Annotated in this window: 11 protein-coding genes; 9 read left to right on the top strand and 2 right to left on the bottom strand. The window is 41.1% G+C overall.

Annotated features, from left to right (window positions below):
* The 5 genes from VNZ46_RS25015 to VNZ46_RS24995 form a co-directional block, all read left to right on the top strand.
* Nucleotides 1–495: TlpA disulfide reductase family protein (locus VNZ46_RS25015; protein WP_325563705.1), on the top strand; the 495-nt coding region annotated here is incomplete at its 5' end.
* 2 nt (nt 496–497) lie between these two features.
* The gene (locus VNZ46_RS25010; protein WP_325563703.1) at nt 498–1,424 is read left to right on the top strand and encodes an ABC transporter ATP-binding protein; all 927 of its coding nucleotides are present in this window, start codon (nt 498–500) and stop codon (nt 1,422–1,424) included.
* A 51-nt stretch (nt 1,425–1,475) separates the two neighbouring features.
* A complete protein-coding gene (locus VNZ46_RS25005) occupies nt 1,476–3,815 on the top strand; it encodes a Gldg family protein (RefSeq protein ID WP_325563701.1) in 2,340 nt (779 codons plus the stop codon).
* Nucleotides 3,816–3,822: 7 nt separating this feature from the next.
* The gene (locus VNZ46_RS25000; protein ID WP_325563699.1) at nt 3,823–5,136 is read left to right on the top strand and encodes a MutS-related protein; all 1,314 of its coding nucleotides are present in this window, start codon (nt 3,823–3,825) and stop codon (nt 5,134–5,136) included.
* Between the two features lie 12 nt (nt 5,137–5,148).
* On the top strand, nt 5,149–6,468 hold the full coding sequence (locus VNZ46_RS24995) for a MutS-related protein (protein ID WP_325563697.1): 1,320 nt from the start codon (nt 5,149–5,151) through the stop codon (nt 6,466–6,468).
* Between the two features lie 123 nt (nt 6,469–6,591).
* Here VNZ46_RS24995 and VNZ46_RS24990 read toward each other — a convergent pair whose 3' ends face one another.
* Complete coding sequence (locus VNZ46_RS24990) at nt 6,592–7,377, bottom strand: GDSL-type esterase/lipase family protein (RefSeq protein ID WP_325563695.1); 786 nt, start codon at nt 7,375–7,377, stop codon at nt 6,592–6,594.
* A 204-nt stretch (nt 7,378–7,581) separates the two neighbouring features.
* Between VNZ46_RS24990 and VNZ46_RS24985 the strand changes: the two genes are divergently transcribed.
* Together VNZ46_RS24985 and VNZ46_RS24980 are read left to right on the top strand one after the other, a co-directional pair.
* Nucleotides 7,582–8,325, top strand: coding sequence for a hypothetical protein (locus VNZ46_RS24985; RefSeq protein WP_325563693.1), 744 nt, complete (start codon nt 7,582–7,584; stop codon nt 8,323–8,325).
* Between the two features lie 4 nt (nt 8,326–8,329).
* Nucleotides 8,330–11,095, top strand: coding sequence for a TonB-dependent receptor (locus VNZ46_RS24980; protein ID WP_325563691.1), 2,766 nt, complete (start codon nt 8,330–8,332; stop codon nt 11,093–11,095).
* Between the two features lie 180 nt (nt 11,096–11,275).
* Here the strand turns inward: VNZ46_RS24980 and VNZ46_RS24975 are convergent, their stop codons facing one another.
* Entirely contained in the window at nt 11,276–12,358 is a 1,083-nt protein-coding gene (locus VNZ46_RS24975; RefSeq protein ID WP_325563689.1) for an ionic transporter y4hA, read from the bottom strand.
* A gap of 475 nt (nt 12,359–12,833) precedes the next feature.
* Here VNZ46_RS24975 and VNZ46_RS24970 point away from each other — a divergent pair, with 475 nt between their 5' ends.
* The gene (locus VNZ46_RS24970; protein WP_325563687.1) at nt 12,834–13,427 is read left to right on the top strand and encodes an RNA polymerase sigma-70 factor; all 594 of its coding nucleotides are present in this window, start codon (nt 12,834–12,836) and stop codon (nt 13,425–13,427) included.
* Nucleotides 13,428–13,528: 101 nt separating this feature from the next.
* Nucleotides 13,529–14,673 (top strand): FecR family protein (locus VNZ46_RS24965; protein WP_325563685.1); only part of this gene is annotated, 1,145 nt, incomplete at its 3' end.

Below are 14,673 nucleotides of genomic sequence, written 5' to 3'. Positions count from 1 at the left end.
AAGCAACTTGGACCTCAAGCCCGGATGTCGAGGCTGGCCACTTTAATGCTGAACCTTAAGATGCCTGCAGCAGTAGAAAATGCTTTGTTAAATAAGCAAGCTCCTGATTTTGCACTTTCAGATGCTAGTGGTAAATCTGTTAAACTCTCTGATTATAAAGGTAAATATGTTTTGCTGGACTTTTGGGCCAGTTGGTGCGCTCCTTGCCGGAATGAAATGCCATTCCTGAAAAAAGCACATGAACAGTTTGGTCAGAAGAATTTTACGCTGCTCAGCCTATCGGTTGATGAGGACCAAAGTAAATGGCGTAAAGCGCTGGAAGATGAAAAATTGTCCTGGCCACAATTGGTCGACGATTCGGCTAAACAGACTCAAAGCCTATATGGTGTAACCTATATTCCGACAAATTTTCTAATTGATCCGCAAGGCAAGGTCATTGCTGTCGGGCTCTATGGAGATCAAGTGAACAACGTGTTGAATAGTGTAATTAAGTAATTATGAGTATATTAAAAATAAGCAATTTATCTCATCGGTATTCCCTGACATGGGCCATCCGGGATATCAACCTGGATATTAACCAAACCGGTATCATTGGCCTTTTAGGTTCAAATGGTGCGGGTAAGTCGACCACAATGAATATTATATGCGGCGCCTTGAAACAGAGCGAGGGACGTATTGAGATCAATGGGATCGACTTACAAAAGGAGCCTGAACGGGCCAAAAGAGAGATTGGTTTTCTACCGCAAATCTTACCCTTATATACTGATCTTACTGTTGATGAATATTTACACTATTGTGCTGAGCTCCGCCTTATGGATCCATCTGTTATAAGTGTTGCAGTAGAAGAAGTTAAAGAGAAATGTCAGATCAGCCATTTCAGTAACCGGCTGATTAAAAATCTTTCGGGAGGGTACAGACAACGGGTAGGTATTGCGCAGTCTATTATTCATAAACCACAATTGGTGATCATGGATGAACCAACTAATGGTTTAGACCCCAATCAGTTGATTGAAGTACGAAAACTTATTCAGGAAATTGGTAAAGAGAGAACCGTATTGCTTTCTTCCCATGTCATGAGTGAAATTCATTTGCTGTGCCGGGAGATTATTATGATTGAAGCAGGTCGCGTAGTCTTTTCTGATACGATTGACGCCTTTAACAATTATCTGAGGCCAAACAGCTTGCTGGTCTATCTGGAGAATCCACCAGCAGAGGCCGAGCTTCGGGAGATTAGAGGTATAACAGGGGTGGAATATATGAGTGAGCGCAAACTGCGGATCTTTTTTGATAACGGACAGAATGTTGAAGAACGTATCGTAGAGCGTAGTGTACACAATGGATGGAGATTAAAAGAGATTAGTCTGGAGAAAGGTGGATTAGAGGATGTGTTTAAGCAACTTTCCACGCAAACTCTACAGAATTAATGTTGATTCATAACCTACATGACCATAAACCTAAACCATTAAATAAACTAAATGAAACTTATCTATAAAATTGCACTCAATGAAATCCGCAACCTGTTCTTTTCTCCGGTAGCCTGGTTTCTTGGGGTGGCCTTTTTGCTTCAGTGTGGCTATTTTTACACCAATCAGCTGGCTATGATGGCCGGCTATCAGGATGTTGCTGTTGGGTCAAATCCGCATTTTGAGGGGTTTGGTGCCTCACTTACCAATATTATCCTCTTGAAGGGCGGACTGTTTTCAAGTGTAGTCGGTAATTTATATCTCTTTGTTCCTCTATTGACCATGAGTCTGATCAACCGGGAAATCAATAGTGGCACCATCAAATTGCTCTATTCGTCACCAATAAAACCTTATCATATTGTGTTAGGGAAATATCTGGCCATTGTACTTTATAACTTAATGTTATTAGGAATTGTAGCGATATTTCTGATCAGCAGTATGTTTTCAATTGTTCATATGGATGCCGGCCTGATATTTTCTTCCTTGCTGGCACTTTTCCTGCTCATATGTTGTTATACCGCACTCGGTCTTTTTATGAGCAGCCTGAGTACCTACCCCATTGTATCGGCGATATCTACTTTCTTAATCATTTTTTTACTGACAGCAATTGGTACGATTGGGCAACAATATGACTTTGTCCGTGATTTGACTTATTTTCTTTCTGCCAATGGTCGTACCGATAAAATGATTGCAGGTCTGATTACCTCGGGTGATGTCATTTACTATCTTTTAATTATAGGTATGTTCTTGTCTTTCACTTTATTTCGGGTAAAAGGGGCGATGGAATCAAAGCCCTGGCTAACTAAGGCATTGCAATATGTATCTGTTTTTGTTGGGGTACTGGCCATAGGATATATTACATCAAGGCCCGCTTTTATGGGCTATTGGGATGTGACCCGTAATGAAGTCAATACCATACACCCTAATAGCCAGAAGGTGATCAAAGACTTTGAAAAGGGAGAGCCTCTGGAGGTTACGCTTTATGTGAACTTATTAGGCGGAGGTATAGATCAGGGCGGTTTGCCTGAGAACAGAAAAAATTATGAGATTTCATTTTGGGAAAGATATGTTCGTTTTAAACCAGAGATCAAATTAAAGTATGTCAATTACTACGATGTAGCAGACAAAGATAACATGCTCTTTAAAATGTATCCGAAGAAGTCCCTTAAGGAAATTGCAGAAATAACAGCTAAATTAAAAAGAGTTGATCCTTCTAATTATGAAAGCCCTGAGCAAATCCGCAAAGAGATTGATTTGAGACCTGAAGGTATGAGGGTGGTGATGCAACTCAAATATAAAGGACGTTCGACCTTTCTCCGGACTTATGATGATCCTGATTTCTGGCCAAACGAAATGAATGTTTCTGCTGCTTTTAAGCGGCTTCAGCAGCCCACCAGACCAAAGTTTATTTTTACTTCTGGTAACCTGGAAAGGAGTGTGTATAAAACAGGTGAGCGGGAATACCACTACCAGTTGAACGATATTTCCAACCGTTTTTCAATGACAAATCTTGGTTTTGACAGTGATAGTATAAATTTAGATCAACAAGAAATTCCTAAAGGAATTGCCGCCTTGGTGATTGCAGATCCTAAAACAGATCTGAGCCTGGTCAAACAAGAAAAAATAAAACGCTATATCGCAGAAGGCGGTAATACTTTAATTTTAGGTGAACCGGGAAAACAAGGCATGCTGAATCCTGTGCTTACAGGATTGGGGCTGCAACTGAATCCTGGAACGCTGGTAGAATTGACAGCTAATGAAACGCCTGAAATGGTGAAACCACAATTGACGAAAGAGGGGTTAAGCCTATCTGATCAATTTATAATGCAAAGAGCAGATTTGGCACGTGGTAAGAAAATGCCCGAGATGGAGATCCTTATGCCTGGTGTTTCTGAAGTGGCAGTGGTCAATGCCGGCACGGGATTTAAAACTCAATCTATCCTGAAAACAAATCCTTCCCGTAATGCCTTTAACAAAATTGGCAAGCTTGTGGTGGATTCAGTTCCTCCTGTTTATAATCCTTCTGCAGGGGATACGAAACAGAAAAGCTATTCTACATTATTGAGCCTCTCGCGGGAGATCAAGCAAAAAGAACAGCGGGTTGCGGTATCCGGAGATGCGGATTTTATGTCCAAATTGAGAAGAGGTGGAGGTTTATTTTCAATAGCTCTTTTTAGTTGGTTGGATCACAACCGTCTTCCTATTTATATTGTTCCTAAAACACCCATAGACGTACTATTGACTATTTCTCTGAGAACAGCAGAAATAATCAAAATCGTATTTGTATGGATTTTTCCAGCCGTAATAGCTTGCCTGGGTGCAATTCTATTGCTTCGCCGTAAACGTAAATAACCTTGATATGAAACTTGAAACAGACGCGCAGACCCTGGAAGATCTTCGGATTTTTGGCAAGAGGGAACAAACAGGGATATTTGATCTGTATAATGATACCCATACCCGGGGTGGCGAGAAATTGTTAAGGGAAATGTTCAGGAATCCATTATCGGATATGGAATCCATTCGTTACCGTTGTAATATTTTTGCTTATTTTTCAGCACATAAACTGGAATTTCCCTTTGAAGGTTCTCTGTTGGATATGGCCGAAAAATATACGGCCAGTACCAAAGATGCAGGAGCTTCCCGACAGCAAATATTAAACGATAAGGATATTGAAAACGGGGTGGTCTCTATCATCCAGCTCACACAGAAACTTAAAGTATTTGTCGATATCGATGTGGTGAAAGCCTCAATTCCTTTTGCCGGAGAAAGGGATGCCATCATCGCAATTCTGGAATCGGATGTTTTACAGCCTGTTTTGCGGGATAAGAGCAGTGGTAAGGTATCCTATTCTGCAATAACGGCTTTTGATGCACTTTTCAGGAGTAAAGGACAATTGAAAATTGAAGGCTTGCTCCATCTCATTTACCTATTGGATGTATACTTGAGTATTGCGCGCATAGCCCTGAAATATGGGTTTACTTATCCTAAAGCGCACGGAAAAGGAAGCCGTATTTTGCGTGTGGAAGGATTATTCCACCCGGAACTGAAAAAACCGGTAGCGAATGATATGGTGATGGAAGGTCATTCTAGCCTGGTTTTTCTAACGGGGGCGAATATGGCGGGAAAAAGTACATTTTTAAGATCGATCGGTACGGCAACCTTCCTTGCTCATATGGGATTTCCTGTTGCTGCCCGGGCTATGGAGTTTTCCATAATGGATGGATTGTATACCACCATTAATTTACCAGACGATCTGGGTATGGGAGCGAGTCATTTCTATGCAGAGGTATTGCGTGTAAAGAAGATAGCCACCGAGCTTCATAAAGGAAAAAAGCTGTTTGTCATTTTCGATGAATTGTTTCGTGGAACAAATGTTAAAGATGCGCATGAAGCCACAGTGGCTATTGCTATTGGCTTTGCCCGGAATTCCGAAAGCCGTTTTATCATTTCATCCCATATCGTAGAGGCTGCAGAGCAATTGGGGGTAGAACCTGGCATAGACTTTTTATTCCTGCCAACGCGGATGAAGGGCACTACGCCAGAATACACTTATACATTGGAGCGTGGGGTTACAGATGACCGGCATGGTATGTTAATTATACGTAGCGAGGGAATTCTGGACATATTGAAGAATGGAAAAAAGGGAAGAATTTACTGTGATGAAGCCCGATAAATATTGGAAAAAATGAGCAAATTTAAGATAGACAGGCAAACTTTAGATGAACTGAACTTACTTGGGAAATTCAGGGCTGGTTCGGTATACCACTTATTCAATCAGGTCAGAACGCGGGGCGGGGAACAGCTGCTGGATGAGATGTTCAATAATCCTTTATCCAGCACGGTGCTGATCAATGAAAGGAGTGAAACGTTTAAATGTTTTCAAGAACATGATTTCAGGTTTGATTACGATGTTCAGGTGATTTCTGTGTTCAGGGAATATCTGGATACCAAAACTTACAACCATAAAATACGTGTTTATTTCAGTCTGCTTTCCAGGAGTATATTGGCTCGGTTAACCCGGGATGAACGATATAAAAAGAGTATTCAGGGCTTTCAGGCGATCGTTCAGGTTTTAAAGAAAACCGCCGCTCTTATACCCTTGTTGTCCTGGGCTCCTGAACCTTTCCAATCGCGGGTACAGGAAATACAGGGATTGCTCAAAAGGCCCGAAATGGACCAGCTCCTGCAAATGGATATTTATTCAGAAATCGCTTTAGGTACACTCGTGTTTTACGAACATTTGCTTAAAGGGAAGTTACTTGCAGACATGGGGAATGTTTTATCATTCATCTACGAACTGGACGTTTATCAGGCTGTTGGCATGGTTGCAAGAGCAAAAGGTTTGCGGTATGCTACGGCATTAGAGCCCGAAGAGAATATTTTTCGTTGCAAGAACCTGCGTCATCCTTGCATTGAAAAGGCCATTGGAAATGATTTACTATTAGAGGAAGACAGTAATGTTTTGTTCCTGACAGGTGCTAATATGGCTGGAAAATCTACCTGGATGAAATCTCTTGGTATTGGAATTTATCTGGCTCATATGGGATTTCCGGTAGCTGCGGATCACTTTGAATTCTCTCTGAGGGAAGGGCTTTATTCGTCCATTAATGTGGCTGATAACATTAACCTGGGCTACAGTCACTTTTACGCTGAGGTGGTTAGGGTAAAACAAGCGGCTGAGGCGGCAGCGAGCGGGGCAAGGTTGATGTTGATGTTCGACGAGCTTTTTAAAGGAACGAATGTAAAGGATGCTTTTGATGGTACATTAGCGGTAACTGAAGGTTTTGCTGAGTACACAAATTGTTTGTTTGTGGTTTCTACGCATATTATTGAAGTGGGCGAAGAACTTAGGTCCTTTCCTAATATTCAGTTTCGGTATATGCCGACTATACTTGAGGGGGGAATACCGCAGTATACGTATAGGCTTAAGGAGGGTATAACTGAGGATAGACAGGGAATGATGATTATCCAAAGTGAAAAAATACTGGAACTTCTTGATCGATAAGAAATAAGGTGTGAAAATATGTTTTCTGATCTCTCTGGACCTTTCGCGAAGAGCTTCAGGCCCTGATGTTCGATCATGAAAACATATTTTCTTGGGTGCAGACCGGTGGGGGTGCAGAGTGGATTAGATCGCCTTTAATATTCCTTTGATCCAAATTTTTGCGAGTTCTTTTGATCCATCTGCATTTGGATGCAAATAGAATGTTCCCTTTTTGCCTTGTTCTGGTTTATACAAGGCAATGTGGTTCTTTTCAAAAAAATCAAAGCCAGATTTATCCCCTGCAAATACTCGTTTCGGGCTTAGCTTATTATACTTTTTAACCAGGTTGTCTATTTTTGGGAGGTAGCTTTTTAATCGGTTTAAACCTTCTTCTAAATAAGAGGCATTATTCTGGGTATTAGTACTGTACCAAAGGGGGTATTGAATTACAAATTTTGCTTTTGGAAATTGATCTGATAAAACGTCGATTATTTTAGAAATATTTTGATCGTATTGCTCTGGAGAGATGGGTGATCCATTAGGTCCGGATATGGCACTGTCATTAGTTCCCAGCATAATAGAAAACAAAAGTGTAGCAGAGGTATCTTTGTTTAGTGTATTTGCAGCTTCAATAACCTTTGGGAAATCTTTATTAGTGGTGGGTAAAAAGTCAAAGCTGGTATGTCCGCTAAAGCCCAAATTTGAAATATTAACAGATGTAAATTGCTTTTTTGCGGTCAGGATTTGTTTAATTAAAATTGAGGGTGCTTCCAGGGATGGCTGTGGTAATGCGCTCCCTTCAGTAATGCTGTCGCCTATAAAAATAATATTCAGTTTCGTTCTTTTTCCTGAAGAAAAAGAAGTTAGTAATACTACAGAAACCAGCATCAGCAATCCTTGAATAAGCTTGGCTAAGGGGGAATTTTTCATGAATCTTTTTTTGTTGAAGGTAGGAGTTTGACCTGATTATGCATTTATAAATTTTCAAATAGTCGTTTAAATTATGGCAGTTCATATCTAATGATTTCAATGATCCGATTACCGGATGTTTAAAAAAGAAATCGGTTATTCACCCTTTTTGACAATTCAATGCCTATATATAAAATAATCGTCATTATATGTTGAACCATTGATATGAAAAACACACTAAGAAAAGGGTTAACTACACTTACGTATAGGTATTTGTGTGTTTCATTGTTATTCTGTTGCGGCTTTCCTCATGTCATTCGGGCGCAATCACCCGAACCCGAAAATGTTATTGTAGATGGCAATCTTTCTGAATGGGGTGGTTCTTTGCGAAACTACGATAAAACTGCTCAGCTCTATTACCAGGTACATAATGATCATGATTTTTTATATATCGCTTTAAAACGGCCAAGATACGCCTGGAAAATGGCGCTTTCAGGACGTGTTCTATTTGAGCTCAGCGGAGGGGAAGCAGATAAAAGGGAAATTAAAATTGTTTATCCCGGACATTATAGCGATAATAAAGAGGAGATGTGGAACTACCTGGAGGTGAAAACTGTTGGTCGCAGTTCAGCAGACACGGTTACCATTTATAACAACTATGGGATCCAGGCTTCTGGAAGATTTTGGGATAAACAGGAGGTAGCTGCTGACAGGCATTTGTCTTCCGAGGAATCTGGCACAACGAAAGTCGTCGGTGCCGATTGTGAATTGGCGATTCCTATGAAATTATTACCGGTTACAGCGGGTACCTGTATAATTCGGATTGTCATAACGGGCGAGCAAGAGCTTTTGGGTGCCCTGGGAGTACTTGGGAATTTGGCCGGTTTTGATTTGCTAAATGGGACGGCAGATGCCGTGGAGGACCTCCGAACCGATTCAAAACTAACTATTACCTACCATCTAAAATAACTCCATGTATAAGATTTTATTTATTGCTGTGCTTCTGCTGATGTCTGGCACCAAGCTTTTTGCGCAACTACCTGCTAAGCCCAAACCTGTGTTGGTGAGACGGGTGAATGGTGTTGTGAGAGATAGTCTGGGTAAAACCATTCCATCAATTGCAGTGCGGCTGGTTTCGCAGAAGGATACGCTACAAATGGTTACTTCTGAATATGGGGTGTTTAATTTCCCCGCTGTGCATAGTGAAAACTTCACTATCGGGGTACATATGACGGGGTACCATCCTTATTATAAGAAATATTTCCTTAACGACACCAAAGCTATCCTGGTTTTACCCCCGGTAGTGATGAAGTCTGATTTGGTGCAATTGAAAGAGGTCGTAATCTCAAGTGCAAGAGGGAAACAGGAAAGGGGCGACACCATTGAGTTTTGGGCAAAAGATTATATTGTAAGAGACTATGCGCGGTTGGAAGATATGCTTAAGCGGATGGAGGGCTTCAGTACGGACGTCAATGGCATGTTGAGTTATCATGGAAAGCCTGTTGACAGGGCACTTTTTAATGGGAAGAAGTATTTTGAAGGGGATGTGGCTGCTGCAATCAGGGAATTACCTGCGGACATTGTAGAACGCATACAAATTGTTGAGAATAATGCAGATGGAACAGGGCCGAAATTATCGGCTTCAGATCCCTCATCTCAAACGCTGAATATTATTAGCAAAGCAGATAAATCGGCTGCAAAGATGTATCAGATGAGCCTGGAAGGGGGCACACAAGACCGTTATACAGGGAATGTCTATGCCCAGGCATTCGATGACGGACAGTCATGGCGCGTTAATGTTGCCGGTAAACAGGAACCGCTGGGTATAATGAGTGGCCAACCCATAGGTACGATCAGTAATAGTATGCGTGGGATAATAGGCTTAGGAGGAACCGGAGGTGGATCGGGTGGGGTGTCAAAAAGTTCGCTGGGGAGATTGCAGTATAATAGTAAGTGGGGGCTTTTAAGTTATGGTCTGCAATACAATTTTACGAAAACGCATAGTTTGAGCGAGACGGAGGGCATTTCGGAAGAGTTTTTTAAAGAAGGTAGTTTGAAAAAAAGTACCCGGAGAAGAGAGGACAATACTAATACGAATCATTCCCTGGGATTGGATGCGATGTTAAATAAGCGTGATTTTACGATGATGACCATATTGAGCGCAAATACATCAGGCAGCCAGAATAAAAACTTCAGTGAAATCCATCAAACTGGTATTCTGGAAAACTTACAACGGATAGTCACAGGAAGGAGTTCAGATGCTCCTTCGATTAACCTGAATTCCAGTTTGTCATTTTTTAGCTCTCGCAAAGTAAAACTAAATTTAAGTATTAACAGCCTCAGTAGAAGCATGGATGGATCAGGCCATGATAATACAGATATATATGGAACAGATCTTACAAAGGCAGACAGTTCCTTGTATTTGCTACAACGGCAGAAGAATGTTACGGCTAATCATTCTCTGTCGGCAGCTTTAAGCTATGTATGGCTAAAGAAATTTTCCTTTATATTCAGAACAGTTCCTATGCTTGACAAGAATATAGATGTTAATTACCGGGACCAGGTTACACCAGGAGGAGCAGTAACACGTTTAAATGACCTCAGTAATGATAATGTACTGTTAAATTACAAGTTGCCTACTTATTTGTCTGTGGCCTATAATTATAATGAGCTGTTTTCAGTGGAATTTATGGGCGATTATGAGATCAATTGGCAGCATACCCGTTTCCACTTAAAGGAGCTGGACCTTTCTTCGCGTACAGCTGTTTTTTTACCTAATGTAACGCTTAGATATAAAAGCAAGCATTTGGGTAATTTCGATGCAACTTATAGCCGGGAGGTACATTTACCAACGTTATTGCAGCTGAATACCAAGCCTTACTATACTACGCCGTTTGATGTCGTGATCGGTAACAAAGATCTGGAAAGTGGTTTAGTTGACAGGTGGAGTCTTCGGTATAATTCTGTTGTTCCCAAAATCGGGATAGATATTTCTGCCGGCCTGTCATATGCTAAAACATCTAATGACATCGCAGGAAACAGGCTTGTCCGGATAGATACTGCAACCAAGACTATTCGTACAGAAACCTATTATCTGAATGTAAAGGGCGGGAATAACAATGCTGCTTATTATTCGTTGTCAAAAAACTTAAGCGGGATGAATACGATGCTTAGATTTAATGGTAGGGTAGAATGGGGACAGCAGGTGTATTTTGCTGACAATAGCCGGGAACAGACGGATCAGTTGATTACGAATCATGAATTGATTGCCTCTTTTACTCCTGTAAAGTGGCTGGATATTGGCTCGACATTGGTATATCGTTCCAGTAATAACATTAATTCACTGCAGCCGGGACGCCCCTTGTATAATAATGAATTTAATGGGCAGATCAATGGGGCTGTTTTTCTTCCGGGAGAGCTTAAAATCAACTTTAGTGCAACACAGAACATTACAAGAGCCAGCAGTTTATTAAGTAGCCAGCATCCTTTTGTGCTTAATGCCAATATTGAGAAACGTTGCCTGAAGAAAAAGGATTTAACTGTCAGCTTTGTGGTTATGGATGCTTTTCAACAGAACAACAATAACATGATTTCCCAGACGGTTACGGGTTATTCCAATGTTTTGTCGAGTGATAAAAGCCGTTACTTTTTATGTCAGGTGGCCTGGTCTCCGCAACAGTTTACGCGGAGCAGATCGGCTACGGGAACACGGCGGGGAGATGGGAGTTTTGTGAAGTAAAATATGTTTTCTGAGCTCTCTGAACCTTCCGCGAAGAGCTTCAGGTTCTGAGGTTCGCTCATGAAAACATATTTTATTGGGTGCAGACCGGATTGGGTGTAGACCGGATTGGGCGCAGACTGGTGAGGGTACAGACAGGATTGGGTGTAGACCGGTGAGGGTGCAGAGTAGATTTCTGAGTTAAGGGGCTATGATAGTGAAGAGGTATACGGCGAATATTACGAGCAGGACGACACCCTGCAGGATATTGGTGCGACCGGTGGCGAGTGAAAGCATAATGGTGAACTGTGCAAGCAGCAGCAATACCGTAGCTTTCATATCTATTCCGAGTGTGATGCTCATTCCGGTGAAAATCGAAACCATGGCTACTGCGGGAATAGTTAAACCAATACTGGCCAATGCGGAACCCAGGGCAAGGTTTAAGCTTGTCTGTAATCTGTTCTTTCGGACAGCGTGGTAGGCTGCAAGTCCTTCAGGAAGTAAAACGACGGCTGCAATGATTACACCCACCAGCGATTTAGGTGCTCCGAAGCTGATTACTGCATTTTCTATATCGGGTGCAATGGCCTTGGCCAGTAATACAACGATACCTAAGCATAAAAGGAGTAGAAATGCACTAAACAAGGCTATTTTTGTTGTTGGTGGATCTGCATGTACTTCTTCATTCCCGTCTGCGTCGGGCGGCAAAAAGAAATCTCTGTGCCTGATGGTTTGGACGAGTATAAAAGATCCATATAAAACCAGGCATATAATGGCTACAAAGAAGAGTTGTGTGAAGGAATATTCTGGACCGGGCTTACTGGTTGTATAGTTTGGAAGAATAAGGGTAAGCACCAGGATTGCGGTCAAAGTGATCAATGCTGCACTTACTCCAGACAAATTGAATACTTGCTCTTTGAACTTTGCACCTCCAACCAGTAGGCAAAGGCCAATAATGCCGGTTAGAATGATCATTACTGCTGCAAGTACGGTATCGCGTGCAAGGGTAGCGGTATCTGGGCCACCCGCCAACATTAAAGAAACAATCAGTGCCACTTCTATAATTGTAATGGCCAGCGCAAGTAATAACGTGCCAAATGGTTCACCAACACGGTGAGCAACAACTTCTGCGTGGTGCACTGCAGCTAATACGGCAGCGATGAGCACGGCGGCCAGGAAAAAGGTATACATTCCGCCTAGGTTTAATCTGGATGCGAAGTAAGCAAGCCAGGCAATCAGGGGAGAAATAATGGTCCATAAAGGAAGTGGGAGCTTTTTGATCATACTGAAACAATGCAATTATTGTGCTAGAAAATATGTTTTCTGAGCTCTCTGAACCTTGCGCGAAGGGCTTCAGGTTCTGAGGTTCGCTCATGAAAACATATTTTCTTGGGTGCAGACCGATTTGTTTGCAGACCGATTTGATGCGGATAGGGTTTGTTTGCAGATTGGATTTGTTTGCAGACTGATTTGGTTTAGATAGGGTTTGTTTGCAGACCGATTTGTTTGCAGATTGGATTGGGTGCAGAAATGTAAATTGTTGGTGTGCTTTCTCTTGGTTTTGGTAACTATAATTTAACTGGAATTTGTTTTGTTGATAATAAACAAAGTTTAGTTTTGCTAAACAAATAAATAATTATAATTTTAATCCGAAACCAAATAGAATTTCTTTAGAGCATAGTATGTTTTTAGCCGATAATGCATCTCATAAGATTGCGGTGATTTAAGATGATTTATAAATGTATAGCTTTTAGTTTTAATGAAAAATTGCGATCAATTCTCTGATGCTGAGTTAATTCTCCAACTTAAACTGGGAAATGAGAATGCATTTACTGAAATTTACAACCGGTACTGGGAAATATTATTGAATGCAGCTTATCAGCGTTTACGTTCGAGAGAAGATGCTGAGGAGGTTGTTCAGGAAGTACTTGTCAGCTTGTATTTTCGCCGTAAAGAAATAGATCCAAAATCTACTCTGGAGGCTTATCTTAAAACAGCACTTAAGTTTAAAGTGATTGATGCCTATCGTTTGCAGCAACTGCATTATAAGCATTTGGATCATTTGATTGCGGAAACAACGCTTTCTCCTGTAACTCCGGATGACCAGTTAGAGATTAAAGAATTTAAAACGCTGATACTATCTAGCTGCAAAAAATTGCCTGAAAAATGCAGAGAAGTATTTATGATGTTTCGATTTGAAGAATTATCCCATCAGGAAATTGCAGAACGTTCGGCAATTTCGATTAGTACAGTGAAAAAACATCTTCACAAAGCGATGGTGCTGCTGAGAGAAGAATTTAAAGGCAGTACAATAAAATTGCTGATTGCTTGTCTGCTCTTCTTGCCTAAATAGATTTTTGAATATTTATTTCTGATAATCAGTAGGTTATTGTTTTTTTTGATTTTATTTAATTCTAGAGTAGAACCTTTTGGGGTTTGTTTCGAATACCTTATATGAGCAATAACCAAAAGGAATTCGAGAAGCATCTGCTGGGGATCATGACCAGATTTAAAAATGGACAAGCCACAGATGCCGAAATTGAAGAAATTAATCTTTGGTATGAGAATCAGGCTTCTAATGAGGGGTATACGGATGGCATGCCGTCTGACCAACGTATAGAAACCAAACAGAAAATATTATTCAGGATTTATGACCGCATACATCAGGCTGCAGCCCCGGTTGCTAGGATTAACGTATATAAAAAAATAAAAATATTTACACTTGCGGCTTCAGTATTCTTGGCCATTGGCGTAGCACTTTATTTTCAATTTGCTGAGCAAAAAAAATATATTAAGGATTCTGTTGCTGTTCATGACGTTGCCCCAGGAAACAATAAAGCTGTTTTAATACTCGCTAATGGTAAAAAAATCAGTTTAGAGGATTTAAGTAACGGTCAGATTGCCAGCCAGACCGGCATCCGGATTTCCAAAACCGCGAATGGTCAATTGGTTTATGAGGCTACTGAAAGCACAGCATCTACAGCGCTCAAACCAGAATTTAATACTATTGAAGTACCAGTGGGGGGACAGTGGCAAGTTATTCTTCCCGACCATTCCAAGGTATGGTTAAATGCTCTGTCGCGTATTACTTATCCGTTACATTTTACCGGGAATGAAAGGAATGTGAAAATTTCTGGAGAAGCTTATTTTGAGGTGGCGCACAATGCTCAGATGCCATTTAAAGTGCAGGCTGGCCATCAGGTTGTTGAGGTGCTGGGGACACATTTCAATATTATGGCTTACGCCGATGAAAAACTCATCAGGACCACATTGATAGAAGGTTCGGTAAAAGTGTCGCAAGGTAAAGCAACAAAGCTGCTGGTTCCCGGCGAGCAGGCACAAGTAGGCAAAGAGGGAATTGCGGTTACAAATAAGATAGATGTGGAAGATGTTGTGGCCTGGAAAAACGGTTATTTCAAATTTGATGAGAACCTGGAAGCCATTATGGCAAAAGTGGCCAAGTGGTATAATGTAGAAGTGGTTTATCAGTTTAAACCCGATCCCAATAGCATATATGAGGGCAAAGTTTCACGTTCCAAAAATATATCCTCCCTGTTGAAAATCATAGAATTTAATGGCGATGTACATTTTAAAATAGA

Source organism: Pedobacter sp., assembly GCF_035566355.1.
Taxonomy (GTDB): Bacteria; Bacteroidota; Bacteroidia; order Sphingobacteriales; family Sphingobacteriaceae; genus Pedobacter.
This window is presented reverse-complemented; position numbering and strand designations above follow the sequence as displayed.